Origin of the sequence: Mesorhizobium cantuariense, assembly GCF_042647205.1 — a bacterium.
GTDB lineage: Bacteria > Pseudomonadota > Alphaproteobacteria > Rhizobiales > Rhizobiaceae > Mesorhizobium > Mesorhizobium cantuariense.
In genome coordinates this window covers 6,497,318-6,523,599 of sequence record NZ_JBHRVD010000001.1, presented here as the reverse complement: position 1 = coordinate 6,523,599, position 26,282 = coordinate 6,497,318, and the positions used below count along the sequence as shown (strand labels likewise).

The 26,282-nt window shown below is 64.3% G+C and carries 25 protein-coding genes and 1 tRNA gene; 13 read left to right on the top strand and 13 right to left on the bottom strand.

Going from position 1 to position 26,282, the window contains the following annotated elements:
* Positions 1–196: 196 nt before the first annotated feature.
* Positions 197–967 carry an IclR family transcriptional regulator domain-containing protein gene (locus ACFOJ9_RS31960; RefSeq protein WP_378985089.1) on the bottom strand — a complete coding sequence of 257 codons (771 nt, stop codon included), beginning with the start codon at positions 965–967 and terminating at the stop codon, positions 197–199.
* 121 nt (positions 968–1,088) lie between these two features.
* Between ACFOJ9_RS31960 and ACFOJ9_RS31955 the strand changes: the two genes are divergently transcribed.
* From ACFOJ9_RS31955 to ACFOJ9_RS31925, 7 genes are all read left to right on the top strand, one after another.
* Entirely contained in the window at positions 1,089–1,946 is an 858-nt protein-coding gene (locus ACFOJ9_RS31955; protein ID WP_378985087.1) for a CoA transferase subunit A, read from the top strand.
* The gene (locus ACFOJ9_RS31950) at positions 1,943–2,737 is read left to right on the top strand and encodes a CoA-transferase subunit beta (protein WP_378985085.1); all 795 of its coding nucleotides are present in this window, start codon (positions 1,943–1,945) and stop codon (positions 2,735–2,737) included. Before ACFOJ9_RS31955 ends, ACFOJ9_RS31950 begins: the two co-directional genes overlap by 4 nt.
* A gap of 1 nt (position 2,738) precedes the next feature.
* A complete protein-coding gene (gene pcaF, locus ACFOJ9_RS31945) occupies positions 2,739–3,944 on the top strand; it encodes a 3-oxoadipyl-CoA thiolase (RefSeq protein WP_378988180.1) in 1,206 nt (401 codons plus the stop codon).
* A 153-nt stretch (positions 3,945–4,097) separates the two neighbouring features.
* Positions 4,098–5,129, top strand: coding sequence for a BMP family protein (locus ACFOJ9_RS31940; protein WP_378985083.1), 1,032 nt, complete (start codon positions 4,098–4,100; stop codon positions 5,127–5,129).
* A 209-nt stretch (positions 5,130–5,338) separates the two neighbouring features.
* Positions 5,339–6,829, top strand: a complete 1,491-nt coding sequence (locus ACFOJ9_RS31935) for an ABC transporter ATP-binding protein (protein ID WP_378988177.1) — start codon at positions 5,339–5,341, stop codon at positions 6,827–6,829.
* Positions 6,829–7,884 carry an ABC transporter permease gene (locus ACFOJ9_RS31930; protein ID WP_378985081.1) on the top strand — a complete coding sequence of 352 codons (1,056 nt, stop codon included), beginning with the start codon at positions 6,829–6,831 and terminating at the stop codon, positions 7,882–7,884. Before ACFOJ9_RS31935 ends, ACFOJ9_RS31930 begins: the two co-directional genes overlap by 1 nt.
* Complete coding sequence (locus ACFOJ9_RS31925) at positions 7,881–8,825, top strand: ABC transporter permease (protein WP_378985079.1); 945 nt, start codon at positions 7,881–7,883, stop codon at positions 8,823–8,825. Before ACFOJ9_RS31930 ends, ACFOJ9_RS31925 begins: the two co-directional genes overlap by 4 nt.
* Before the next feature lie 261 nt (positions 8,826–9,086).
* Here ACFOJ9_RS31925 and ACFOJ9_RS31920 read toward each other — a convergent pair whose 3' ends face one another.
* Positions 9,087–9,854, bottom strand: a complete 768-nt coding sequence (locus tag ACFOJ9_RS31920; protein ID WP_378985077.1) for an SDR family NAD(P)-dependent oxidoreductase — start codon at positions 9,852–9,854, stop codon at positions 9,087–9,089.
* A gap of 292 nt (positions 9,855–10,146) precedes the next feature.
* Between ACFOJ9_RS31920 and ACFOJ9_RS31915 the strand changes: the two genes are divergently transcribed.
* Both ACFOJ9_RS31915 and ACFOJ9_RS31910 read left to right on the top strand, forming a co-directional pair.
* Complete coding sequence (locus tag ACFOJ9_RS31915) at positions 10,147–10,302, top strand: hypothetical protein (RefSeq protein WP_352866152.1); 156 nt, start codon at positions 10,147–10,149, stop codon at positions 10,300–10,302.
* Between the two features lie 110 nt (positions 10,303–10,412).
* A complete protein-coding gene (locus ACFOJ9_RS31910) occupies positions 10,413–11,354 on the top strand; it encodes an LLM class flavin-dependent oxidoreductase (RefSeq protein ID WP_378985075.1) in 942 nt (313 codons plus the stop codon).
* A 7-nt stretch (positions 11,355–11,361) separates the two neighbouring features.
* Here the strand turns inward: ACFOJ9_RS31910 and ACFOJ9_RS31905 are convergent, their stop codons facing one another.
* The 5 genes from ACFOJ9_RS31905 to ACFOJ9_RS31885 all read right to left on the bottom strand — a co-directional run bounded on the left by ACFOJ9_RS31905 (position 11,362) and on the right by ACFOJ9_RS31885 (position 19,097).
* Complete coding sequence (locus ACFOJ9_RS31905) at positions 11,362–12,045, bottom strand: cysteine hydrolase family protein (protein WP_378985073.1); 684 nt, start codon at positions 12,043–12,045, stop codon at positions 11,362–11,364.
* A 100-nt stretch (positions 12,046–12,145) separates the two neighbouring features.
* Positions 12,146–13,870: an ABC transporter ATP-binding protein gene (locus ACFOJ9_RS31900; RefSeq protein WP_378985071.1), complete on the bottom strand. Its 1,725-nt coding sequence runs from the start codon at positions 13,868–13,870 to the stop codon at positions 12,146–12,148.
* A gap of 109 nt (positions 13,871–13,979) precedes the next feature.
* Entirely contained in the window at positions 13,980–15,968 is a 1,989-nt protein-coding gene (fhuB, locus tag ACFOJ9_RS31895; RefSeq protein WP_378985068.1) for a Fe(3+)-hydroxamate ABC transporter permease FhuB, read from the bottom strand.
* Between the two features lie 11 nt (positions 15,969–15,979).
* Entirely contained in the window at positions 15,980–16,861 is an 882-nt protein-coding gene (locus ACFOJ9_RS31890; RefSeq protein WP_378985065.1) for an ABC transporter substrate-binding protein, read from the bottom strand.
* 7 nt (positions 16,862–16,868) lie between these two features.
* The gene (locus tag ACFOJ9_RS31885) at positions 16,869–19,097 is read right to left on the bottom strand and encodes a TonB-dependent siderophore receptor (protein ID WP_378985062.1); all 2,229 of its coding nucleotides are present in this window, start codon (positions 19,095–19,097) and stop codon (positions 16,869–16,871) included.
* Between the two features lie 174 nt (positions 19,098–19,271).
* On the opposite strand from ACFOJ9_RS31885, the gene ACFOJ9_RS31880 reads away from it, so the two are divergent.
* The 4 genes from ACFOJ9_RS31880 (at position 19,272) to ACFOJ9_RS31865 (ending at position 22,479) form a co-directional block, all read left to right on the top strand.
* Complete coding sequence (locus ACFOJ9_RS31880; protein ID WP_378985060.1) at positions 19,272–20,069, top strand: ATP-binding cassette domain-containing protein; 798 nt, start codon at positions 19,272–19,274, stop codon at positions 20,067–20,069.
* 64 nt (positions 20,070–20,133) lie between these two features.
* Positions 20,134–21,084, top strand: coding sequence for a tonB-system energizer ExbB (exbB, locus tag ACFOJ9_RS31875; protein WP_378985058.1), 951 nt, complete (start codon positions 20,134–20,136; stop codon positions 21,082–21,084).
* A gap of 4 nt (positions 21,085–21,088) precedes the next feature.
* The gene (gene exbD / locus ACFOJ9_RS31870) at positions 21,089–21,538 is read left to right on the top strand and encodes a TonB system transport protein ExbD (protein WP_378985056.1); all 450 of its coding nucleotides are present in this window, start codon (positions 21,089–21,091) and stop codon (positions 21,536–21,538) included.
* Positions 21,535–22,479: an energy transducer TonB family protein gene (locus tag ACFOJ9_RS31865; RefSeq protein ID WP_378985054.1), complete on the top strand. Its 945-nt coding sequence runs from the start codon at positions 21,535–21,537 to the stop codon at positions 22,477–22,479. Before exbD ends, ACFOJ9_RS31865 begins: the two co-directional genes overlap by 4 nt.
* Positions 22,480–22,538: 59 nt before the next feature.
* Here the strand turns inward: ACFOJ9_RS31865 and ACFOJ9_RS31860 are convergent, their stop codons facing one another.
* The 6 genes from ACFOJ9_RS31860 to ACFOJ9_RS31835 form a co-directional block, all read right to left on the bottom strand.
* A complete protein-coding gene (locus ACFOJ9_RS31860; RefSeq protein ID WP_378985052.1) occupies positions 22,539–22,853 on the bottom strand; it encodes a hypothetical protein in 315 nt (104 codons plus the stop codon).
* An 80-nt stretch (positions 22,854–22,933) separates the two neighbouring features.
* A complete protein-coding gene (locus ACFOJ9_RS31855) occupies positions 22,934–23,140 on the bottom strand; it encodes a hypothetical protein (protein WP_378985050.1) in 207 nt (68 codons plus the stop codon).
* 76 nt (positions 23,141–23,216) lie between these two features.
* Entirely contained in the window at positions 23,217–23,471 is a 255-nt protein-coding gene (locus ACFOJ9_RS31850) for a hypothetical protein (RefSeq protein WP_013528973.1), read from the bottom strand.
* A gap of 58 nt (positions 23,472–23,529) precedes the next feature.
* Positions 23,530–24,588, bottom strand: a complete 1,059-nt coding sequence (locus ACFOJ9_RS31845) for a SagB family peptide dehydrogenase (protein WP_378985048.1) — start codon at positions 24,586–24,588, stop codon at positions 23,530–23,532.
* Positions 24,589–25,022: 434 nt separating this feature from the next.
* Positions 25,023–25,772, bottom strand: a complete 750-nt coding sequence (locus ACFOJ9_RS31840) for a helix-turn-helix domain-containing protein (RefSeq protein ID WP_378985046.1) — start codon at positions 25,770–25,772, stop codon at positions 25,023–25,025.
* 334 nt (positions 25,773–26,106) lie between these two features.
* Positions 26,107–26,182: transfer RNA gene (locus ACFOJ9_RS31835), tRNA-Ala, on the bottom strand.
* Positions 26,183–26,282 lie beyond the last annotated feature (100 nt).

Sequence of the window (26,282 nt, the reverse complement as noted above, 5' to 3'; positions counted from 1 at the left end):
ACCCCCCTCTGTCCTGCCGGACATCTCCCCCGCAAGGGGGGAGATTGGCAGGTTCAGCGCTGCGCTCACCCTACAACGGTGTAGATTGGCGAAAGCCGAGATAACAGCTGATCTCCCTCCTTGCGGGGGAGATGGCCGGCAGGCCAGAGGGGGGTGCTGTCCCGCTGGCGGCGAAGACTCTGTCATTGATGGCCTCCTAAACCACGAAGAAATCCTCGATGCGCTGCCTGGCCTCTGCCAGCACCGGCAGAATCTCCCGCTCCATCTCCGCCACCGAAAAACGCGCCGACTGGGTCGAGACGTTGATTGCCGCGACCGTGCATCCTGCGCGGTCGCGGATCGGCACGGCGATCGAGCGCAGGCCGAGCTCCAGTTCCTCATCGACGATGGCAAAGCCGTCGGCCTTCGCCATGCCGATGGCGTCGGCCAGCAGCCTGACATTGGTGATCGTCTTTGGCGTCCGCCTCTCGATGGTCGCCTGACCGAGAAATGTCTCGAGTTCATCTGATGTCAGACCAGCAAGCAGGATCCGTCCCATCGAGGTGCAATAGGCCGGCAGCCTGGTGCCGACATCGAGCGACACGCTGAGGATGCGACGGCCGGGAATACGAGCGACATAGACGACATCCTCACCCGACAGGATCGCCGCCGAGCAGGCCTCGTTCAGCTGTGTCGCGACAGAGCGCATGATGGGTGCGGCGAAGCTCCAGAGCGATGCACCGCCGAGCCAGGTGCGGGCAACCGTCAGCAGGCGCGGCGAAAGCGAAAACACGCGGCCGGCCTGGCTGGCGTAGCCGGTGGCGGTGAGCGTCAACAGGAAGCGGCGGGCGCCGGCGCGGGTCAGGTCCGCCGCTTCGGCCATTTCGGTCAACGTCATGCCCGAGGGGTGCCGGGCCAGAATCTCCATGACGGCAAGGCCGCGTTCAAGCGAGCCGACATGATCACGGGAAACAGCTTCTTCGTCCATCTTGTCTCCGCGGAACGGCATCGGGTCAGGATTGACTCCACGCCTTCGCTCAGCGTAGAAAGTATCGCATACAAAACATATGTTCGCAATACGAACTTTCTGAAAACCCGGAGCCGATGCGATGGTCAAGTTCCTGCCGCTCAAACAGGCCGTTGCGGAGAATTTGAACGATGGCGACACGGTTGCCTTCGAGGGTTTCACCCATCTGATCCCGACGGCGGCGGCGCATGAGGCGATTCGCCAGGGGTTTCGCGACCTGACCCTGATCCGCATGACGCCGGACCTGATCTACGACCAGATGATCGGCATGGGCATGGCGAAGAAAATCGTCTTCTCCTATGTCGGCAATCCCGGCGTCGGCCTGCTGCGCCGCGCCCGCGACGCCATCGAGAATGGGTTTCCGCGCTCACTCGAAATCGAGGAACACAGCCATGCCGGCATGGCCAACGCCTATGAGGCAGGCGCTGCCGGCCTGCCATGTGCGGTGTTTCGCGGCTATCGCGGCGCTGGGCTGGCGGCGGTCAACCCGAACATCAAGTCGGTGACCTGTCCCTTCACCGGCGAGGTGCTGGCGGCCGTGCCTTCGATCCGGCCGGACGTCACCTTCATCCATGCCCAGAAGGCCGACAGAAAAGGCAATGTGCTGGTCGAAGGCATTATCGGCATCCAGAAGGAAGCGGTGCTGGCGGCCAAACGCGCGGTGGTGACGGTGGAGGAAGTGGTCGACAATTTCGACGATCTGCACCCCAATCTGACCGTGCTGCCGCGCTGGACGATTGCGGCGATATCGGTCGTGCCCGGCGGCTCGCATCCGTCCTACGCGCACGGCTATTATGCGCGCGACAATACCGCCTATCTGGAATGGGACGAGATCGCCGCCGACCGCGAGAAATTCCAGGCGTGGATGCAGGCCAACGTCATGGAGAAGAGCGCCGACGATTTCGCGGTACGTGTCGAGCATCTGAGGAAAGCGGCATGAGCGAACTGGGCTTTACCCCCAACGAGATGATGACCATCGCCGCCAGCCGCGCGCTGCGGAATGACGATGTCTGCTTCGTCGGCATCGGCGCGCCATCCGCCGCCTGCAATGTGGCGCGGCTGACGCATGCGCCTGATATCACCTTGATTTATGAGAGCGGCACGATCGGCACTGCACCTGACGTGCTGCCGCTGTCGATCGGCGATGGCGAATTGTGCGAGACCGCGGTCACCACCGTCGCGGTGCCGGAGATGTTCCGCTACTGGCTGCAGGGCGGCCGCATCTCGATAGGCTTCCTCGGTGCGGCGCAGCTCGACAAGTTCGGCAACATCAACACCACCGTCATCGGCGACTATTTTCATCCCAAGACCCGGCTGCCCGGCGGCGGCGGCGCGCCGGAGATCGCGACGTCGTCGAAGGAGATCTACATTACCATGGCGCAGACCAAGCGCGGCATGGTCGAAAAGATCGACTTCTTCACCTCCTTCGGCCATGGCGAAGGCGGCGATCATCGCAAACGGCTTGGCATCGACACCGCCGGCCCGACCTTGCTGATCACCGATCTCGCCATCTGGAAGCCGGATCCGGTGACCAAGGAATTCACCGTCGTGTCGCTGCATCCGGGCGTCACCCGCCAGCAGGTGCAGGAGAGCTGTGGCTGGGTGGTTAAGTTCGCCGCCGCACTTGACGAAACGCCGGCGCCAAGCGAACTCGAACTCAAGACATTGCGTGACCTGCAGGCCCGCACCAAGGCGGCGCATGAGGGAACCGGAAAAGCAAAGGCTGCATGACATGGCCGAGGCCTATATCTGCGACTATATCCGCACGCCGATCGGCCGCTTCGGTGGCTCTCTGTCTTCGGTGCGTGCCGACGATCTTGGCGCGATACCGCTGAGGGCATTGGTCGAGCGCAATCCCGGCATCGACTGGCAGGCTGTCGACGACGTCGTCTATGGCTGTGCCAACCAGGCCGGCGAGGACAACCGCAACGTGGCGCGCATGGCGCTGCTGCTGGCAGGCTTGCCGAAGGAGATCCCGGGTTCGACCGTCAACCGCCTGTGCGGCTCGGGCATGGATGCGCTGACCATTGCCGCGCGCGCCATCAAGGCCGGCGAGGCGGAATTGATGATCGCGGGCGGTGTCGAATCGATGAGCCGGGCGCCCTTCGTCATGCCCAAGGCCGACACGGCGTTCTCGCGCAATGCCGAGATTTACGACACCACCATCGGCTGGCGCTTCGTCAACCCGCTGATGAAGAAGCAGTATGGCGTCGATTCGATGCCGGAGACCGGCGAGAATGTCGCGGAAGAGTTCGCCATCTCCCGCGCGACCCAGGATGCCTTTGCCGTGCGCAGCCAGGAGAAGGCGGTCGCTGCCCAAGCCAATGGCCGGCTGGCGAAGGAAATCACAGAGGTGACGATCCCGCAGCGCAAGGGCGATCCGGTGGTCATCTCGAAGGATGAGCATCCGCGCGCGGGCTCAACGGTCGAGGCGCTGGCCAAGCTGCCGACGCCGTTCCGGCAAGGCGGCACGGTGACGGCAGGCAATGCCTCCGGCGTCAATGACGGGGCGGCGGCGCTGATCGTCGCTTCCGAGGCGGCGGTGAAGACATACGGCCTGACGCCGATCGCCCGCATCCTCGGCGGGGCCGCCGCAGGTGTGGCGCCGCGCATCATGGGCATCGGCCCGGTGCCGGCGACGCAAAAACTCTGCGCGCGGCTTGGCCTGACACCAAAACAGTTCGATGTCATCGAACTCAACGAAGCCTTTGCCTCGCAAGGCATCGCCGTGCTGCGCCAGCTCGGCATTCCCGAGGATGCGCCGCACGTCAACCCGAATGGCGGCGCCATCGCGCTTGGCCATCCCTTGGGCATGTCGGGTGCCCGCATATCCGGCACTGCGGCGCTGGAGCTGCGCGAGCGTGGTGGCCGCTATGGCCTGGCAACCATGTGCATCGGCGTCGGCCAGGGCATCGCGATCGCGCTCGAACGGGCCTGACCGGCACCCCACTCTCGGCCGGCTAAGATCAAGAATCCGGTGCGCGGTCAAATTTGACCACGTGGACAAAAGTCCAGACCCGTTCCATAGTTCCCCGTCTGACATTTTCACGAACAGCCGGCTCGACACGGCTGTCGAACAGAGGGGAATGCAATGGAAAACCGAAACAATAAATCGCAGATAAAACGCGAAGAGCTTTCGCGACGCAACGTGCTGGAGCTGGGCGCGCTTGGCCTGGCTGCGGCGATATTGCCGGGCGCCGCCTTCGCGGCCGACAAGAAGCTGAAGGTGGCGGCGATCTTCGCCACGCCGATCGAGGAGCCATGGGACAACCAGATCCATGTCGCCTTGCAGAAGGCCGAGAAGGAACTCGGCATCGAATACAAATGGTCCGAGAAGGTGCAGACCGCCGATTTTAGCCGCGTCATGCGCGAATATGCGCAAGGCGGCTATGAGCTGGTGCTGGGCGATGCCTTCGCTGCCGAGCGTGAATCGCGCCGCACCGCCAAGCAATTCCCGAAGACCGCCTGGCTGTTCGGCTCCGGCGCCGGGCCGGCGGAACCCAATTTCGGCGTCTTCGACAACTGGATCCACGAGCCGGCCTATCTCTCCGGGCTGATCGCCGGCAAGATGTCGAAGTCGGGCACGATCGGCGCCGTCGCGGCGATGGGCATTCCGGAAGTGAACCGGCTGGTCAACGCCTTCTTTGCCGGCGCCAAGGAGGTCAACCCGAACATCAAGAAGAAGGTCGCCTTCATCGGCTCCTTCTTCGATCCGCCCAAGGCCAAGGAAGCGGCGGTCGCGCAGATCGACGCCGGTGTCGACGTCATCTATGCCGAGCGCTTCGGCGTCATCGAAGCGGCGGTGGACAAGAAGATCCTCGCCATCTCCAACATGTCCGACCAGTCGAGCCTCGGCCCCGACACGGTCATCACCGGCCCGGTCTGGGACATGTATCCAACGGTCGAGCAGGCGATCAAACTGGTCAGGGCCGGCGTCTTCACCGCGCAGGACTATGGCGATTTCTCGCGCATGGCCAAGGGCGGCTCGCATCTGGCGCCCTACCACAAGTTCGACAAGACGCTGCCGGCGGACGTCAAGGAGCTGGTCGAGAAGAAGAAGGCCGAAATCCTCGAAGGCAATTTCCGCGTCGACGTGGATGAGAATACGCCGGTTTCGGATTGATTTCTTCCACCCTCCCCCTTGGGGGGAGGGTCGATCCGCGAAGCGGAGCGGGGTGGGGGTCTTCGGCGCCGCCCCCCACCCCGTCTCACGATCTTCGCTTCGCTGCGATCGTAAGCCGACGCTCCCCACAAGGGGGAGGGTGAGGAGCCGCTTCAACGCCACCTCTCAACGGGAAATGCCCTTTGCCGCCGCCCGCCCCCCTCATCGAAATGCGTGGCATCACCAAGAGCTTCGGCGCCGTCAAGGCGAACGAGGCCGTCGATCTCAGCGTGGCACCCGGCGAGATCCTCGGGCTGCTGGGCGAGAATGGCGCCGGCAAGACGACGCTGATGAATGTGCTGTTCGGCGCCTATGCCCCCGACGCCGGCGAGATTCTCATCCAGGGCCAGAAGGTGCGGATCACCAGTTCGGCCGATGCGCTGGCCGCCGGCATCGGCATGGTGCACCAGCATTTTCACCTCGCGCCGCGGCTGACTGTGCTGGAAAACCTTCTGATCGGCATTCCCGGCAAGACAGGCCGGGTCGACCGCGCCGGAGGGCTGGCGCGGTTGGCAGAGATCGGCCGGCAGCATGGGCTGACGCTTGACCCGGGCCTTCCGGTCTCGGCGCTGTCGGTTGGCGAACAGCAGCGGCTCGAAATCGTCAAGGCGCTGTTTCGTGGCGCCAGGCTGCTGATCCTCGACGAACCGACGGCGGTTCTGGCGCCAAGCGAGGTCGACGGGCTGTTTTCGGCGTTGCGCTCAATGGCCGCACAAGGTCTCGGCATCATCTTCATCTCGCACAAGCTCAACGAGGTGCGAGCGCTGACGCATCGCTGCACGGTGCTGCGGCATGGCCGTGTTGCCGGCCGCGTCGATGACCCTGCCAACACAACGTCGTCCGCAATGGCGCAACTGATGTGCGGCCACGAGATCGTGCCGCCGGCGAGGGGGCCATCGACGCCAGGTGCTGATGTGCTGACGCTCGACGGCATTTCCACCTCGCATCATTCCGGCACTGCGCTGCGCGACGTATCGCTTGCCGTCCGCGCCGGCGAAATCCTCGGCATTGCCGGCGTGTCGGGCAACGGCCAGCGGGCGCTGGCGGAGGTGATCTCCGGGACACGTGTGCCCGATGCCGGCCGGATGACGATTGCCGGCCAAAAAGTCTCGCGGTTTTCGCCGCGCGAGGTGCAGGCGCTCGGTCTTGGCCGCATCCCGGAAGACCGCATGACGACGGGGCTGGTCACCAACCTGCCGCTGGCCGATTCGATGGTGCTGCCGCGCATCGGCACCGCCGCGTTCAGCAACAGGGGCCTGCTCAAGCCGGATGCGATCCGCGCCTTTGCCGAGGCGCAGATCAAGGCCTATGATATCAGGTGCCCCGGGCCGATGACCCGCGCCGGGGCGCTGTCCGGCGGCAATCTGCAGAAGGCGCTGTTGGCGCGCGAACTCGCCTTCGATCCGAAGGTGCTTGTTGTCTCGCAACCGACACGCGGCCTCGACATCGGTGCCGCCCGTTTCATCCACGAAAAATTCCTCGACATGCGGGCCAAAGGCTGCGGCATCGTCGTCATCGGCGAGGATCTCGAAGAGCTGCTGGTGCTCTGCGACCGCATCGCGGTGATGTATGAGGGCCGCATCGTCGGCACGCTCGACAGCGCGGATGCGACGATCGCGCGGCTCGGCCTGATGATGACCGGGGCGGAGGGCCACAGCTGATGTTTCGCCTGGAGGTCCGCACCTCGACGCCCGCCTGGTTCAATCTGGCTTTGCCGCTGGTGGCGATCGGAGCAACGCTCATCTTGTGCAGCGGCCTGATTGCGCTGGCCGGCGCGGGCGTGCTCGAAGCTTATGGCGTGATGTTCACGGCGTCGCTGGGCGACAGCTATGCGATCACCGAAACGATGGTGCGTGCAGCACCCATGATCTTCACCGGACTGGCGGTCGCGGTCGCTTTCCGGGCAAAATTCTGGAACATCGGCGCCGAGGGGCAATTGCTGGCCGGTGCGGTGGCCAGCTGCTTTGTCGGCGCCATTCCGATGCCGGGACCGCTCGCCATGGTCTTGATGGCGGTGGCCGGTGCCGCCGCCGGTGCGGCAGTGGCGCTTGTTCCCGCCACGCTGCGGGTCAAATTCAAGGTCGATGATGTCGTCAGTTCGCTGCTGCTCAACTCGGTCATCTACTACGCGCTGATGGCGCTGATCGAAGGGCCGTGGAAGGATAGTTTCAGCGGCTATCCGATCTCGCCGCCGATCGAGGATTCGGCCAATTTTCCGGTGCTGCTCGAAGGCACAAGGCTGCATCTCGGCGTCGTCGCGGCGCTGATCGCGGCGCCGCTGATCTGGTTCCTGATCGTGCGCACGACGCTCGGCTTCCGCATCAGGGTCACCGGCGAAAACCCGGAAGCGGCGCGCTATGGCGGCATCCACGTCGAGCGGGTGCTGATCTCGACAGCTCTGCTGTCCGGCGCACTGGCTGGGTTGGCCGGGGTCGGCGAGGTCGGCGGCGTGCACTTTCAGGTGATGAGCGACATCTCGCCGGGCTACGGGTATTCCGGCATCGTCGTTGCCATGCTGGCGCGGCTCAACCCGCTTGGTGTCGTGCCGGCGGCGATCTTCCTTGCCGCCGTGATGACCGGCGCCGAGGCGATGTCGCGGGCGACCGGCGTGCCCGCCTTCCTCAGTGACGTCATCCAGGGCACCGCATTGCTTGCCATGCTGGTGGCGCTGCTGTTCACCGCCTATCGCATCCGTCGCGTCGGAGTTGCCCGATGAGCGCGGTGTTCGAACAGATCTTCCAGGTCGGCTTCCTGGCCGCGATCATCCGCATTGCCACGCCGCTGGCTTTCGCGACGCTGGGCGAAATGTTCTCGGAGCGGGCCGGCGTGCTCAATCTCGGCATCGAAGGCATCATGCTGTTGTCGGCGATGACCGGCTTCACCGCCGCCAGCCTCACCGGCAGCCTGTGGCTCGGCGTGCTGGCGGCCGTGCTGACCGGCATGTTGATGGGCGCGCTGCATGCGCTGTTCACCGTGGCGCTCGGCCTCAGCCAGCATGTCTGCGGCATCGGCGTGACGCTGTTCTCGTCGGGCCTCGCCTATTTCCTCTACCGGCTGATCTTCGGCCAGCAGTCGGTGCCGCCCAACATCAAGGGTTTTCAGACACTACCGCTCCCGGTCCTCTCCGATATTCCGGTGCTCGGGCCGGCCGTGTTCAACCAGTTTGCGTTGGTCTACATGGCGATCCTGGCCATTCCGCTGGCCGCCTTCGTGCTCTACCGCACGCCATGGGGCCTGTCGGTGCGCATGGTCGGCGAAAACCCGCGCGCCGCCGATTCGGCCGGTGTCAGCGTCATCGCCACACGCTTCCAGGCGGTCATCCTCGGTGGTGCGCTGATGGGACTGGCCGGCGCCTTCCTGTCGATGGCGCAGTTCAATGCCTTCACCTTCGGCGTCGTCTCGGGGCGTGGCTGGGTGGCGATCGCGCTGGTCGTCTTCGGCCGCTGGGACCCATGGCGCTCGGCGGGGGCAGCGGTGCTGTTCGCCTTCGTCGATGCCTTGCAGCTGCGCATGCAGGCCAGCGGCCTCGGCCACATCCCCTACGAGGCGTTCCTGATGCTGCCGTTCATCTTCACCATCGTCGCCATGGCGGTGATGTCGCGCAATGCGGTGGCGCCTTCCGCGCTGCTGAAGCCGTTTCGACGCGAGGAGCGGTAGACGGGTAGGACTTGGTGTCCTTCCTCTCCCTCCGGAGGGGGGAGAGGTGGCGCTGCGAAGCAGCGACGGAGTGGGGGGAACCACCTGGCAACCGTCGCCAACGGATATTGAAAGGGGACCAAGGCGCAGGAACCTTCCTGTACCGCGCCAAGGGTCGACCCCACTCCGTCGAGCTGCGCTCGACACCTCTCCCCCGATCGACGGGGTAGAGGAAGGGCGCCAAGCTGTCCCTGGGACGAAGAACCTGGATACTGGAAAGCCTCACATCGCGGTAAAGCCGTTGTCGACGAACAGATGCGTGCCGTTGACGAAGCTCGACTCGTCGCTGGCCAGGTAAAGTGCCGCCCTTGCCACCTCTTCCGGCTCGCCGATGCGGCCCTGCTGCGCTGCCAGTGCCGCGTCGGAGACGTCGACGCCGAGCTTGCCGAGGTCGGCGACCTCGCGCAGGCCGTGCGGCGTGCGGATGAAGCCGGGACAGACCGCGTTGCAGCGGATGTTGCGGTCGCGGAATTCGACGGCGATGGCGCGCGCGAACATGTGGCAGGCGCCCTTGGTGGTGTCGTAGAGCACTTCGTTGGGAGTCGCCGCCACCGCCGAGATCGACGAGGTGCAGACGATCGAGCCACCGCCCGCCGCGATCATGCCGGGCAGCACGGCGCGCGTCATCAGGAACATCGAGCGCACATTGACGGCATGCAGCCAGTCCCATTCCTGGACCGTCGTCTCCAGGAAAGGTTTGATCACGATGGTGCCGGCGTGGTTGAACAGCACGGTGACCGGGCCGAGCTTTTCCGTCGCCCCTTTCACCGCCGCTTCGACCTGGGCTTCGTCGGACACGTCGGCCACCCAGTTTTCGGCCACGTGTCCCCGCGCGCGTATCGCCGCCGCCGTGGCTGCGGCCGCCTCGCCGTTGCGGTCGATGATCGCCACCTTGGCGCCTTCGGCGGCGAACAGCTCCGAGGCCGCCCCACCCATACCCGTCGCGCCGCCCGAAATGATGGCGACCTTGCCGGCCAGTCTTGTGCCCATTTTTCTGCTCCCCAGTTAGACGATTTCGTGTTTGCTGATTGGGCGATGCTACCGCGCCCGCTCTGGGCGGCCAATCCACGAATTGGGTTGCAGCGGGGACAAGGCCATAGGTCCATTCAGACGCAGAGGCGAAACGGACGTGCCCTGTCGATCGATCGCCCAGATGAGCTCTCTCAGCAAGCGGCTACCAATTTGTAGCCGCTTAGGAGAAAACTATTCTGCCTATCGCCCAAAAATAGCAATCGACAAAGTCTACAAGTTTTATAGATTAACCGGCGAGACGGAGGTCGATATGTCCTATATCCAGAACGCCCAGACGGATCGCAACGGCCAGAGGCTGGCCAATGCCCAGACCTTTCGCCCGGCCTATGCCGGTGCCTTCGCCTATGTCGTCTTTGCCCTTGCGTTTGTGTTCACCGGGGCCGTTGTTCTGGGTCTTATTCCCTGAGTCGTCAGATCGACCGGGGTTAACTGCCCCACCGCTTACAGGCAATCGGAGTTGAATGAACCGAATCCTCGGTGCGCTTTCGCGCGCCCGACACAACGGAGGAGATGGCAATGCCGATCGAGTTCACGCATGTTCCCAGCAAGACCGCCGACGCCGCAGTTCCCTTTTTCTACGACTTTGCCGAGACCGCGACCAAGCTCGGGCTGATCGAGGATGGCGGCTTCCGCAAGATCGTCGTCGATGATTCGGCCGGGTTGCTGACCAATATGGATCTTGCTGCCCAGGTGGTCGATCGCACCTCGTCGTTGGAAGTCGTCCTCACTCACTGGGCCGGCGTGGTCGAACCGACCGTGGCGGCCCGCCAGCTGGCGTCGATCGACAGGAAAAGTGGCGGGCGGCTGGCGCTGAGGATGATCAGCGAGCCGCTGAGCGACGACGATGCCGAAACACGGCCGGTCGGGCACACCGTCATCTGGCAGCGCATCGATGAATATCTGGTGCTGCTCAAGCGGCTGTGGTCGAACGACCGGCCGTTCGACCATGAAGGCGCGTTCTACAGCATCAAAGGCGGTTACGTGCCGCGCAAGGGTCCGCACGGCGCCGACCTGGTCATCCGTATGGGCGGGCAATCCGGAACGGCGCTCAAAGTAGCCGGCCGGCATGCCGATGTCTTCGAACTGGCGTCGGGCTCGATCGATGAGGTTCGGCAGTTGATGGAGCGGGTGCGCGGTACCGCCGCCGAGCACGGCCGGGCGGGCAAGCTGCGCTTTGCGCTTCCAGTCAGGATCCACCAGGGCGCCTCCGCCACCGGCCACAAGGCGGTCGACCTGTCCGGGCCACCGGCACAGGCCGCCCTGTCGCTGCTTGCCTATGCCGCTCTCGGGATCGATGAATTCATGATTGTCGGCGTCGACACGCCGCGCGAGATCGCAACGGTCGGCCGTGAAACGATAGCCCTGCTGCGCAACTCCCTGGCGCGTCGCGAGGCAGACGCATTCCAGCCTGGGGCGTATGCGCCTCATGCGAGGCCCGAGGCGCGCGCCGCGGGCTGAAGCGCCCTCAGCCTTTTATTCCCTGCCTGTCGCCAAGCCGCGACAGGCCTTCGATGACGGCAGCGGACTCAGCCAGGGCGCCGAAGACGCCGTCTTCGACCGTCACCATGTGAAGCGCGGCTTCGTGGGCCTTCTGGTCGCCGCTGGCGCAGGCGTCCGAAATCGTCAGGCATTGGAAATTGCGGTCGCAGGCCTCGCGCAGCGTGGTGTGGACGCAGACATCCGTGGTGCATCCGGAAAATAGCAGATGCGTGATGCCTTGCGCGCGCAGCACAAGCTCGAAATCCGTATAGGTGAAGGCGCTGTTGCAGGTCTTGTCGACAATGATGTCCTGCGGCGCCACGTCGACTTCCGGAACGATCTGGAATCCGGGGCCCGAGCGAAGCAGGATTTCGGTGCCTTCGAGCCCGGCGCGCTTGCGGCGCCATGTCTCGTAGGGCGTCATGTCGGCCATGTCAGCCCGATACCCCTGCCTTGTGTGGATGATCCTGACGCCGGCCTTGCGGGCGGCTGATATCAGCCGGCTCACGGTTGGCAGAATGGCTCTTAGCGGCGAAGGGTCATAGCCCTGCCTGGCGAAGTAGCCTGATGCCGACAGGAAATCCTGCTGCAGGTCGATGACAATCAGCGCGGTGTTTTCGGCCACCAGCCTGCCGTCATAAGGGAAGTCGAAGGGCGTTGCCTTGATCATTTTTGGCTCCCGGTTTTCGACCGGCACTTGTTTGCTTTGACGCAATTCCGGACGGGAAACCGTTTCACACTTTCCCTGGAATTGCTCCAGCCGTTTCGTATCAGCGCGACGACACCAGATGCTGGGCATCGTGCAGGCGCCGATAGACACCGCCGGCGCGGAGCAGTTCGCTGTGCGAACCCTGTTCGACAACGCCCGACTCCGAGACGACAACGATGCGGTCGGCGCCCCGGATCGTCGCCAGCCGGTGCGCGATGATCAGCGTGGTGCGGCCCTCGGCAAGTTCGGCCAGCGATTTCTGGATTTCGCGCTCGGTCTCTGTGTCGAGCGCCGACGTCGCCTCGTCGAGGATCAGGATCGGCGGGTTCTTCAGGAACATGCGGGCGATCGCCAGCCGCTGCTTCTGGCCGCCGGACAGTTTGACGCCGCGCTCACCGATGATCGTGTCATAGCCGGCCGGCAGGCCTGATATCATGCTGTCGAGCTGCGCCCGCCGTGCGGCGTCGGTGATAGCCTCGTCGGAGGCGCCGAGACGGCCATAGGCGATGTTCTCGCGGATCGAGCCGCCGAACAGGAACACGTCCTGCTGGACGATGCCGATCTGGCCGCGCAGCGAGGCGAGCGTCATGTCGCGGATATCGATGCCGTCGATGCTGATCTGACCGGTGCCGACCTCGTAAAAACGCGGCAGCAGCGAGCAGATGGTGGTCTTGCCGGCGCCGGACGGTCCGACGAAGGCGATGGTTTCGCCGGCGTGGATGGTGAGATCGATATGCTTCAGTACCGGCTTGCCGTCGCCATAGCCGAAGCTCACGCCGCGATATTCGATGTCGCCCTTGAGGCCGCTCACAGTCACGGCACTTGGCCGGTCGGCGATGTCGGGTTCGGTGTCGAGCAGCTCGGTGTAGCGCCGGAAGCCGGCAATGCCTTTCGGATAGGTCTCGATCACCGAATTGATCTTCTCGATCGGCCGCACGAAGACGCCGACCAGAAGTAGGAAGCCGACGAAGCCGCCATTGCTGAGGCCTCCCGTGATGACCAGATAGCTGCCGGCGATCATGACCACGAGCTGGATCAACCTGATGCCCATATAGTTCAGCGAATTGCTGGCCGACATGATGCGGTAGGCGTCGAGCTTGGTCTGGCGGTAGCGCTGGTTGTCGTGCGCGAACAGGGTGCGCTCATGCTCCTCATTGGCGAAGGCCTGGACGACGCGCATGCCGCCGACATTCTCTTCGATGCGGACGTTGAAATCGCCGACACGCCGGTAGAGCGCCTGCCAGTTGCGCTCCATGCGGTCGCCATAGCGCATCGTCACCCAGGCGATCAGCGGCACGATCACCGCCGTGATCAGCGCCAGGTGCATGTTGACCGTGAACATCAGCACGAAGGCGCCGGCGAAGGTCATGATGGCGATGAACAGGTCCTCGGGGCCGTGATGGGCGATCTCGCCGATTTCCTCGAGGTCCTTGGTGACACCGCCGACGAGATGGCCGGTCTTGTGGTTGTCGTAGAAGCGGAACGACAGCTTCTGCAAATGGTCGAAACTCTTGCGCCGCATCTCGGTCTCGATGTTGATGCCGAGCATGTGACCCCAATAGGTGACGACCGCCATCAGCACGGTGTTGAGCAGATAGATCACCAGCAGGCCGGCGGATGCGATGATGATCAGCGTCCAATCCTGCTGCGGCAGGAGCTGGTCGACGAAGGTGCGGACCGCCATGGGAAAGCCGAGTTCGAGCAGGCCGGCCAGCACCGCGCAGGAGAAGTCGAGCGCGAACAGCCCCTTCCAGGGCGCGTAGTAGGAAAGGAAACGTCTGATCATCGAGGTGAACCGCAAGCTGTCTTGATGGGCGCGGTGAGCGCGCCGGCCGTCATCGGTGGGCGCTGCTTACAACCGGCAGCGCAAGGGCGGCAATATGCCAGGACGGACTTCATTGCCTGCCTTTCCATATCAGCGCCATGAAATAGGGACCGCCGACGAAGGCGGGGATGAGGCCGGCCGGCACCTGCCAGGGAAAGATCAGCGTTCGGCCGGCCCAGTCGGCGGCAACAAGGATCAGCCCGCCGAGGAGGGCCGAGGCTAGAAGCTGCGGCACGGCGCGGCGGAAGCCGAGCATGCGGGCGAGGTGTGGCGCCATCAGGCCGACGAAGCTCAGCGGGCCGATAACCAATGTCGCGGTCGCGGTGGCCAATGCGGTGAGTGCCAGCAGAATGGCACGAACGCGGCCAAGCCGCAGGCCGAGGCCACGCGCGGCAGTTTCGCCGAGCGGCATAATGTCGAGCCAGCGCGCCGTCAGCGGCGCCAGTGCGAGGACGGCGACCGCGACCGCTGCGGCGGTGAAAGCATCGGTTGGCGTTGCGCGGTAGGTCGATCCCGACAGCCAGGCGAGTAGAAAATCCATGCGCGGATCGCCGCTGGCCAGAAGCAGCGCGGCGAAGGCGGACGCGACCGTCGCCACGGCGACGCCGGCAAGCAGCAGCCGCTCCGGCGACAGTGCATTGCGCCGCCCGACCAGCACGACGATCGCCAGCGCCAGCAAGGCGCCCGCCAAGGCCGCGCCGAGCATAGCCGAGCGGTCGAAGCTGTCGCTGAGCAGCAGCAGCGCCAGCACGCCGAAAGAGGCGCCGCCGGAAATGCCCAAGACTTCGGGTGCGGCCATCGGGTTGCCGGTCATGCGCTGCATCAGCGTGCCGGCAACGGCAAGCAGGACGCCCGCCGAGAGAGCGACGGCGACGCGGGGTACGCGCAAGGTGAGCAAGTCTGTCAAATCCTCTGATGAGACCCAGTGCCAGCCGTCGGCACCGCGGCCGAAGCCGATGGCGACTGCAACCGCGAGGATCAGCACCAACAGGCCTGCGATCAACGGCAGCCCGTTCTTCGACAGACGCGCGGACGACACGATGTCCGCCTGTCCTTCGAGGGCGGTTCGCATCCGTGGCAACAGGAACAGCAGCAGTGGTGCGCCGAGCAGGGCGGTTGCGGTGCCCGCAGGCACTTCGGCGGCGAACTGCAGATGCTGCACCAGCCGGTCGGTGAGCCAGAGCAGGGCGGCGGCGATCAGCGGCGACCAGACCATGCGGCGAGCAAGCGTGCGGGCTCCGGCCAGCCGCGCCAGCGCTGGCGCCGCCAGCGCCACGAAGCCGATGACGCCGACCTCGGCGACGACCAGCGCGCTGAGCGAGACAGCGACTGCCATGCCGGCAAGGCGGACGACGGCCGGCCGGGCGCCGAGCGACGCCGCGCCATCGTCGCTGAGATCGAGCAGGCGTAGTGGGCGCCGGAGCAGGAACGCGGCGCAGATGCCGGCCAGCAGCCACGGCGCCAGAGCAACGACGGCCGCGTCGCCATTCTGCACCAGCGAGCCGTTTTGCCAGATGAACAGTTCCTCGGTGTATTCGCGGTTGAGCGCCATCAGCAGCGCGCCGGCCGAGCCGAAGGTCAGGCTGACGACGAGGCCTGCAATGATGATCGACACCGGCGAGAAGCTGCGCCCGCGCGCCAGCGCGAAAACGGCTGATGTGGCGAGCGCGCCGCCGGCCAACGCGACGCCCTCGCGACCCCCTTCCAGCAGCCATGGTGCGTAGAGGGTGGCGGCGGCCAGTGCGAGGCTCGCTCCGGCATTGGTGCCGATCGTGGTCGGCTCGGCCAGCGGATTGCGCAGCACATGCTGCATGATGACGCCGGCCAGACCAAGTGCCGCGCCGGCCAGCGCGCTGACGGCGACACGCGGCAGGAAGGCATAGCGATAGAGCAGCTGTGCCGGATCGGATGTGTCGGGAGTGTTGAGCGCCAGCCACCACAGGTCTGTCGGCAGAAGGTGGATGAGATCGAAGACGGTCAGCACCAGCGCCAGGGCCGTCGGCACGGCCACCAGCAGGACGAGCGCGCCGATGCCGTCGCGTTGTCGCGGCAGGGACATTGCCTGAGCGATCATGCCGCTGCCATGAATTCGGCGAAACGTCCGGCGGCGGCAAGACCGCCGAACGGCCAGACCGGCGGAATGGTTCGCACCCGGCCACTCCTGACGCAAGGCAGATTGGCCCAGAGCGAGCTGCGGGCAATCCGGATTCTGATGTGCGGCGGGATCGGGTCGAGCGAGATCAGTTGCGCCTCGCCGACGGCGACCAGTTCCTCGATGCCGACCGTCGAAAAGCCCCACTCATTGGTGGCGCCGCTCCAGGCGTTGACGAGGCCGAGCCGGTCGAGGACATCCTGCAGCAGGCTGCCGGCGCCGTAGATGCGGACATGGCGGTCGTCGAACATGCTGACGATGCAGAGCGGTTTTTGCACCGCCCGCTCCAGCGCGGCGCGGGCTTGCGCTATCGAGGCTTCGATGCGCTCAACAAGGTTTTCTGCTTCCGTCCTGCGGCCAAGCAAGTCGCCAAGCTGCAGCGTCACCTGTTGCGCTTGTGCGTAAGGTGGGGCCTTGCCGCTGTAGAACGGCACGTTGAAGGTCGGGGCCAAGCTGGTGAAGCTGCCCTCGTCGAGGCCATAGCCATAGGCGCCAACGATCAGGTCCGGCCGCAATTCCCGGAGCAGTTCGAGATTGGGCTCGCTGCGCGATCCCAGGTCGATGGTGGCCCGCGGCAATGCCGGGCCCTGCACCCAGTCGTGATAACCCCTGGTGTCGCCGACGGCGAGCGGCGACAGGCCGAGTGAGACCACCATTTCGGCTGATGTCCATTCCAGGCAGACGATGCGGGCAGGTGCGGCGGCGCGCGCCATGCCGCCCGGCAAAGCGAGACCGGTCGCGGCGAGGCCGGCAAGACACTGGCGGCGCGTCAGCGGCGCCATCCTGGCTCGGCCGGTCACGTCGGCATCACCATGTGTATTTCACCGCGCCGTTGATTCTGCGGCCTTCGCCGTAGAAACAGCCAAAGCCTGATGAGAAACAGGAGGCGACATAGCGTTTGTCGAACAGATTGCTGACGTTGAGGCTGAGCGTGGCGTTCTGCCAGGTGTAGTGCACGGCCGCATCGGCAAGCACGGCGGATGGAACCTTGAAGCTGTTGTCGTCGTCGCCATAGGTCGAGCCGACGTAGCGGACGCCGGCGCCCAGCCCGAGGCCCTCCAGGCGGCCGCTGCCGAAGGTGTAATTCGCCCACAGCGACGCGGAATGCGTCGGCACGCCGAAGGGCGTATTGCCCTCGTTGCTGATTGAACTCCCGTTATCATCAACAACAGAGGTCGCCTTGGTGATCCTGGTGTCGAGATAAGTGTAGGCCGCTCTCAGGTCGAGGCCGAAATCGAGGCTGGCAACGGCCTCGAGTTCGACGCCGCGCGAGCGGATCTCGCCGGTCTGGAACATATCGTCGGGCCGGCCCTCATTGCCGTAGCGTACGACATTCTGCCGGGTCAGGTCGAAGGCCGAGACGGTGATGAAGGAGTTCCAGCCGATGGGCTGATATTTCAGCCCGATCTCATACTGCCTGCCGGTTTCGGGCACGAACAGATTGCCGTCGCTGTCGGCGCCGGCCACCGGCTGGAACGATTCGGAATAGCTGACGTAGGGTGCCAGGCCGTTGTCGGCGAGATAGACGAGGCCGGCGCGGCTGGTGAAGGCGTTGTCCTTCTGCGGGGCCAGGAAATCGCCGGCCAGATTGTCGTAGACTTTCGAGTCCGACCAGTCCTGGCGGCCACCCAGCGTCAGCCGCCAGTTGCCGAGCTTGACCTGGTCCTGCGCATAGAGGCCGACCTGCTGCTGGGTGGTGTCGGTATCGGTGTAGGGCGTCAGACCGGCCACCGGGCTGCCATAGACCGGGTTGAAGATGTCGAGGTTGTCGACAGCACCTTCGGAGGCATAGTCGCGGTAGGTGTAGCGCTTGTAGTCGAGGCCCATCAGCAGCGTGTGGGTGAGCGGTCCGGTGTCGAAATCGGCCTGCGCCTGGTTGTCGATGGTGACGCCACTGAGTTTGGTGCCGCCGGCATCGGCATAACGGGAATAGGTGCCATAGGGCGGATCATCGGGTTGAGGATTTTCAGGATCCCCTTCCAGCAGTCCGGCGCCGAAGACGCCTTCCTCGGTGTGGGTGAGATAGACGTAGCGGGCGTGCTGGCGAACCTGCCAGGTCTCGTTGAAACGGTGTTCGAACTCGTAGCCGATCGACGCCTGATCGTTGTTGTAGGAATCAAAACCCGGTTCACCGACAAACCGGCTGTTCGGCAATATCTGGCCGTTCTTTGCCGGCGTGATCGTACCCTCCGCCGGCAGATATTGCATCGCCCAGCCTGAGCGGTCGCGCTGGTAATTGGCGAGGATGGTCAGGCTGGTGTCGGCATCGGGCTGCCAGGTGATCGCCGGGGCGATGAAGATGCGGTCGTCCTTGACGAAATCGGTCTGCGTGTCGCCCATATGAGCGGCACCAGTCAGGCGGAACAGCAGCGACTTGTCGGCGTTCACCGCGCCGCTGAAATCGAACTTGCCTTCGTATCGGTTGAAACTGCCGCCACCGAATTCGACCTCGCGCAGGTTCTCCTCGGTCGGCCGCTTGCTGACATAGTTGATGATGCCGCCGGGGCTGGCCTGGCCGTAGAGCACGGATGCTGGCCCACGCAGCACTTCGTAGCGTTCGGCGCCATAGGAATCGAGCGCGGTGAACAGCGTGAAATTGCTCTCCTTGAGCTGCAGGCCATCCTTGTAGAAGACGCCGCTGGCGTTCGAAATGCCGCGCAATTGTAGCCCGAGGCCACGATTGTCGGTGCCATAGAGATTGCCGGTGGCGCCGGGCGTGTAGCGCAACGCACTGTTCAGGCTGTCGACGGCCTGCGCTTCCATCTGGTCCTTGGTGATGACCGATATCGACTGCGGCGTCTCGATCAGCGGCGTGTCGGTCTTGGTGCCGGTGGAGCCCTTGGTGGCGACATAGCCCTTGACCGGCCCAAAGGCGCTTTCGACACGTTCCTGGACGTTGATCGGGTCGAGCGTGGTTGCCGTGTCCTGAGCCGCTGCAAGGCTGCAGCCAAGCAGGGCCGGCAGCGACACCGTTGCGATCAGCAGGCGCTTGCGCGCAACCCCGTCCCGCCAAAATGGTCCCCGTCCAGTGATCATCCGGTGCACCCCTGTTTTTCCGAATTTCGCCGCGATGTTGACGGTCGCGACGATTTGTTGATCGTTGCAGTCATCTTCAATGTTGACTAGTAAGGTCATGTTTCATAGTCAACCGGGCATCGGCTGCCGAAGGCCGGAATCTGGAAATGCGGGCCGCCGCACTGGAGAAAAGCCATGACCGTGGCTGGAATTGATGCCCAGACTGCCTTCCAAATCGATGCGGTGCGCTTTGCTGTCGGCGAGCGGACGCTGCTCGGTCCGGTTTCGCTCGAACTGGAGCGCTCGCGCGTCTACGGGCTGATCGGCCACAATGGTTCGGGCAAGTCGACGCTGATCAAGCTCATGGCGCGCCAGCAGCCGGCAAGCTCAGGTGCCATCACCTTCGCCAGCCGCCCGCTGCCGAAATGGGGCGCCCGCGAGTTTGCCCGCGCGCTTGCCTATCTGCCGCAGACGACGCCGGCGGCGACCGGTCTCACCGTGCGCGAACTGGCGACGCTCGGGCGCTATCCCTGGCATGGCGCGCTTGGCCGTTTCCGCGCGGAGGACAGGCAGCATGTCAACGAGGCGCTGGCCCTGACCGACATGGAAGGTTTTGCCGACCGGCTGGTGGACGAATTGTCCGGCGGCGAACGCCAGCGCGCGTGGCTGGCCATGCTGGTGGCGCAGAACGCCGGCGTCATGCTGCTCGATGAGCCTATCTCGGCGCTCGACATTGCCCATCAGGTCGAGGTGCTAGGGCTGGTCAAGGACCTCAGCCGCAAACGCGACCTTTGCGTCGTCGTCGTGCTGCACGATCCCAACATGGCAGCGCGCTACTGCGACGAGCTGATCGCGCTGAAGGACGGCAAGCTGCTGACGCGCGGCACGCCCGGCGAAATCATGCGCAGCGATGTGCTGAAAGGCATTTTCGGCGTGGAGATGGGCGTGTTCGCACACCCAGTCACCGGCCAGCCCGTCGGCTATGTGCAGTGACGAGATGCGATGCGGCGGCGGGAATGGAAAGCGGCTGGCCGCTATGAGAACAAGGAAGAAGCCGTTGTCGAGAACTAGTTTGTTGGCGGCGTTGGTCGCATCCGTCATCCTGTCGGCCGGCAGCGCGGCCGCCCAGGAGCAACCGGCTAGTGGCGCGCCCGCGATCGAAGCTCCCGCCGCGCCAGCGCCCGTTGCGCCGGCGCCCACCGCACCGGCAGTCGTCCCGCCGGCCACGATGGCGCCTGCACAGCCGGCCAGCCAGCCGACTGCGCCGGCCGGGGCCGGGCCTTCGACGGCAATGGGGCTGACCTTGCCGCATGATCTGTCGCCATGGGGCATGTTCATGGCGGCCGATATCATCGTCAAGGCGGTGATGATCGGACTGGCCTTTGCCTCCCTCGTCACCTGGACGATATGGCTGGCCAAATCGCTGGAGATTTTTGGCGGCAAGCTGCGCATCCGTCGCGCCGTACGGGCGATCGGCGATGCCGCCACGTTGAAGCAGGCCAGCCGCGCCCTCGACCGCAGCGGCGGCCCCGGCGCGCTGCTGGTGCGGGCGGCCGAGGAGGAGACCGCCCTTTCGGCCGGCGCGCTCGACCATGTCTCGGGAGACGGGTTGAAGGAACGGGTCACGTCGCGCCTGTCGCGCATTGAGGCGGCGGCATCGCGGCGCATGTCGCGCGGCACCGGCGTGCTGGCGACGATCGGCTCGACCGCGCCCTTTGTCGGCCTGTTCGGCACCGTCTGGGGCATCATGAACGCCTTCATCGGCATCTCGCAGGCGCAGACCACCAATCTCGCCGTGGTCGCGCCGGGCATCGCCGAAGCGCTGCTGGCCACCGCGATGGGCCTTGTTGCGGCAATACCGGCCGTCGTCATCTACAACGTCTTTGCCCGCTCGATAGCCGGCTACCGGCAGATCCTCGCCGATGCCTCGGCGGGCGTCGAACGGCTGGTCAGCCGCGACCTCGACTTCCGCACCGTCGCGCCGGCAACGGCGCTGGCGGCGGAGTAGCGGCATGGCAAGCAGAATCCGACAGACCATGGATGACGATCTCGAGGAAAGCCACGAGATCAACGTCACCCCCTTCATCGATGTCATCCTGGTGCTGCTGATCATCTTCATGGTCGCGGCACCGCTGGCGACGGTGGATGTCAATGTCGACCTGCCGGGCTCGACCGCAACGCCGGCGCCGCGGCCCGAAACGCCGCTGTTCCTGACGCTGAAGGACGATCTGACGCTGGCGATCGGCAACGATAGCGTGCCGCGCCCGGCTTTCGCCGCGACGCTGGACGGCAGGACAAAGGGCGACAAGCAGACGCGCATCTTCCTGCGCGCCGACAAGGCGGTCGCCTATGGCGACCTGATGGAGGCGATGAACCTGCTGCGCGGCGCCGGCTATCTGAAGATCGCGCTGGTCGGCCTGGAGGCGACGCCCGCAGCCACTGGTGCGGCGGCGGCGCCATGATGCAAGCGGCCGCCATGCCCACGGTCCAGTTGTCGCGCTTCGGCTGGCGCGACCTTGGCTTGTGGGCCGGTGCGGCCGCGCTGGTCCTTGGAGCGCATGTCGCGGTCGCCTATGCCGTGCAGAGCTTCACGATGGTCACCGAAGCAGACGGTGGTCCGCCACCGGCCCAGGTGATCGAGATGGCGCCGATGGTGATGATGCCGGCGGTGGAGGAGCAGGTTGCCGCCCTGGACGCGGTGACGCCCGATCAGAGCGAGCCGACACCGACGACCGAGCCGACGCCCGAAGAACCGGTCGAGAAGGCGGAGCCGGTTGTCGAAAAGCCGGAAGCCGTTCCCCCAGACGAGGCCGAACCCACCCAGACCGAAGTGGCTGAACAGGTCGACCAGCCGCCGCCGGATGAGGTGGTGCCGGATATTGTCGAGGCTGTCGCCCCCGACGTCGTCATTCCCTTGCCGCAGCCGAAACCGGTCGAGGTGGTCAAGGACAAGAAACCTGTCGAGGCCAAGGCGAAAAAGCCTGTCGACAAGCCCAAGCCGCGGCCGAAGAAGGAGAAGGCTGCGCCGCCGAAGACGGTGGCCGCCGCCAGCGCCGATGCGAGACCAGCGGCCAAGACAGCCGCGCCGAAGTCGGCACAATCCGCGTCGAGATCCGGCGACTCCAGCAAATGGGATTCAAGGCTGCGCTCGTGGATCAATCGACATACGCGCTATCCGAGCGCGGCCAGGGCCCAACGCGCAGAGGGCAGCGCGTACGTAACGTTTACAGTCGACTCGTCCGGTCGGGTCCTCTCTGCCAGGCTGACCCGCTCCTCCGGCAACACCGCCCTCGATCGCGCGGCTCTTTCCGTGCTCCAGGGAGCTACCGTGCCGGCACCACCGCCAGAACTTGGGGGGCGCCAAAGCCGAACGGCGCCGTTCGTCTTCAACCTGCGCAATTGAAGTAGGCCTCGATCCAATTTGAAGTGGCGCTATCGGCTGGTCGCGCGAACTGCAGTCGATCAATAGCTCAGCGACAAGGCCTCGACCTCTTCGAGATAGAAGCGGCATTTCTTGCGCAGGATCTTGAGGCTCGGGTCATCGGCGCCGTTGATCTCGATGGTCTGCATCATGAAGTCGAAATGGGCGTGGAAGGCGTCCACCGCGCCCCAGAGACTGTCGGCCTGGCAGCTATCGGCAATTGCCATCGAGACGAGTTGGCGGGCCTCGATCCGCGCGGCGTCCGGCGATGGCGGTCGCCTGGCGATCAGGCCGTCAAGCCGGCTGAAAATGCTTTCCCTGGCGTCGACGCCTCTGATGTTGGCAATCATGTTCATGTGCAGGTCCCCCTTGGCAATTCCAGGCGCGCAACGGCTTCCCGTCTGGAGTTGTTTGAAAACAAACGGTTAGAGCAGGTTCAGTGTCCTGAACCGCTTTGGGTCCGAGCGACCGGGTGCCGGTTCTGCGGGCAGGATGCGATCAAGGCCGGGATGGCGGCCGCATCGGTCGGCCGGCCCCGGATGATGTTGGCGACCTCGGCATCGGCCTGTTCGAACCAGTAGACCATGTCGGCGCGGTTCAGATCCGTGGCGGCTTTTTTCAGCAGCGGCAGCAGGCTCTGCAACGCGCACAGCGTCTCCCAGCGGTTTGGCCGGGAGGCCGAACCTGCCCCCGCGCATGCGCCTGACGATTGCATGTCGCTATGCTCTGCGTGGCTGGGCAGCACGATTGTCTTTTGCCTGCGCCTTGGGGTGCAGCGGGTTGCCGCTGAGCTGCGCATGCCTGGCCGGCCGTGCGCCGCGAAGAACGTCGAAGGCTTCTGCATAGGCCATGCCCAGCAGATAGGAGATCATGGGAAAACGGCTTGCTTCCGCCATCTGCACGAGCTCATTGGTCATCGACGAAATATATTGAAGACTATCGATTTCCGACTGGCGTAAAGATTGATTTGGCACGTGCTGCTCCTGTCTCTGGTTGTACCTAGGGAACGCGTTACAGAATATACTGAGCCGTCTAATTGATAGATTGACCCGCCGAAGACGGGCATGTTGCCGGGGACGAGAGGGTCAAGGCATAGATGGGCGCGTCGGTGAGGCGATCGAGGCCGAGCAGACGCTTGATCGCCAAATGACTGAGCGCCGCCGTCGGACATGCCGACAGGCCATGATTGGTCGCCGCCAGCATGATGTTCTGGCCGATATGGCCGGCCTCGATCAGCACGACACGATAGGCATTGGCGTCCTCGTATTTCCACATCGTGCGATCGAGCTTCGCGCAAAGCAGGACAAGGCACGGCATGGCGTCCGCCCATTCCTGCCCGCCGACCAGTTCGGAGATCTTGGGCAGATGGTTTGCGGGAATCCTGCCAAGGTCGTGATCGGCGGCGGAATAGTGGTAGACGCCGGGCTCGAGGCCATCGACGCCGAGCGCGACCACATAGGCTTCATAGGGGTTCCTTGCGCCGCCGGAAGGGGTCATGCCAAGCGGCAGAGCGCCAACGCAGTTGGCGGTCTCGCCGGTGATGCCGAGCCCTGCGAACAGGCAGTCGGAAAGCTGTTTGGCCGTGATGGTGGGCTGAGCCGCCGTGCGGTTGGTGCGGCGCCGCGCCATCAAGGCGAGAAGCTCATTGTCTTCCAGCGCGTTCGGCAACTGGATGGCGCCGGCGGAATTCTTGAGCAGCAGGTCCGGCTGCGGTGTGTGGCCGGCGCGTTCGATCTGCCGTTCTTCCGCTTGCTCGATGGTCATGTATTCGCTGTCCTGGACGCAGAAATGCATCAGCGCGGTCGGAAGGCCCCAACTCCATTGTCCGGAGAACTGTTCCTCCTGTTCGGCGAGCGGCGATCCGGCGGTCACCAGGGCGGAAAAATCGAGCAACTGGGGAACGACTGCCTTCAACTCGGACTTCGACCACCCATGGGCGCGGGCGATATCCGCCGTCGACGCCCATTTGTCCCACGAAGCGAGAAGACCGACCATCTCCGGGCTGCATTCAAACACGCTTCTGGTCAGGAAGTTGCAGGCCGTGACCTTGTTCGGTCCGGGGTAGAAAACCAACGTTTTTGAAGAGCGCATTTTCATGATGCTGAATGCCATCTGCGGAGCCGAGGCGCCGACAAGCGAACCGCTCGCCGGCGCAGAACGGCTTCAGCGCTTGTTGTAGTGCATGCCCTGCGAAAAGAAGACGGTCTGCGTGCCGGCGGCAATCGTCAGCTTCGGAGCGGTGTTCACTTTCTTGGCCATTTTCATCCCTTTCCTGACCCCATTGGGATCCGTTGAAAGACCCCCCAAAAACGGGATCTACAGCAAGAAAGGTAAGGTCGAAAGAGTTAATGGTTTGTTAAAATTGTAGTAAAGATGCGAGGGAAAGACGAACGGCTGAATTATCTTTCCTTGCGATAAAGTGTAAAATATCGATTTTATTCAGATACAGAGTAGACTATCGCTAGCATACGCTTTTTTGGTATATGCTTATTCTTATTTAGCGTAAGCCGCGGCGATCGAAGGGATTAGCCCAACCCGTCCCGGGTGAGGCTGACCACCAGTTGGTCGACATCAGGATCGTCGAGCCTGATGACATGTGCCATGCTGATGGCATCCCTTGGGCGGATGTTGGCCATGTCGCGCCGCATGATGACGGATACGAACGCCGGCCCCGCCTCCGTCAGAAGCATGGCCTTGCCTGTCAGCACCGGTTCGGAGATGGGAGCCCATTGCACGGAGATCAGCGACGGCTCGCCGGTCTGGCGGCGATTGATGCCGCTGAAATAGATCCAGTTCAGGCGCGAGATCGCCACCCCGTAGTGGTTGCCGCGCGCCCGCGCCCATGTCGATCCCCGGCGTTCCGACCATCCGGTGACCCTTCTGAAGGTGACCAGCTCGGCTTCGCGCCGCACGAAGGTTACCGATCGCATCAAGAGATCGGGCCGGGAGGGAATCGAAAAATAGGTGAAATAGGTGCCCCCAGCGATCGATGGACTGGGCGGGCGAATCATCTGGTTGAACAGGCTCTCGGACACCGGCGGCAGGCCGCGCACCCTGGGTTCGGGGACGCCGGGATCCCGGTACAGTTCAGCTTCGTCGATCCGGAAGTAGTCGCATATCAGCTTGGCGGTGGCCTTGTTTGGAACCGTCTGGCCTTGCAGGTAGCGTTCGAACTGCGTGCGGTTGGTCCCGAGTTCGCGGCATACCGCGCTTACGGAGGCATGGTCCTTGCACAGTCGTCTGAGGTTTGCAGCGAGATTCTCGCGAATTGACACGTCTTTGCTTCCACAGGCGGCTTCTTCATTTCGATTCGAAAATCCATATAGCGTCTCCGGCCGCCCCCCGCCGAAACGCCCTTGTCACAACGCACAGAAAAACTGATTTGGTAACGCCAATCTAATGGGGCGGCTTCCAAAAAAAACGCAAACAATCTGTGAGCAGCTTCCGCCATAAGTCCAATTGACAACAGTTTTGTCAGATATCGCGAGACGGAGGCGCAGTATTGCGCGCGGCCTTCGAAGGCGCGTTGGCACAACAAATACCGCCCGCAGGCAAGCCAGGACGAGCGTCGTGCAGTGCATTGGCGCGGAGAGCGGATAATTATTCCGCTGGTGGAGCTGAGGAGGATCGAACTCCTGACCTCGTCATTGCGAACGACGCGCTCTCCCAGCTGAGCTACAGCCCCGTCCAGCGGATGGACGCATTTATCGGGCGCTGCGGTTTCCTGTCAAGGCGGAGGTTTGCCGAAATCCGCTGTCCCCGGCAGCCGTGCCGGCGCACCATGG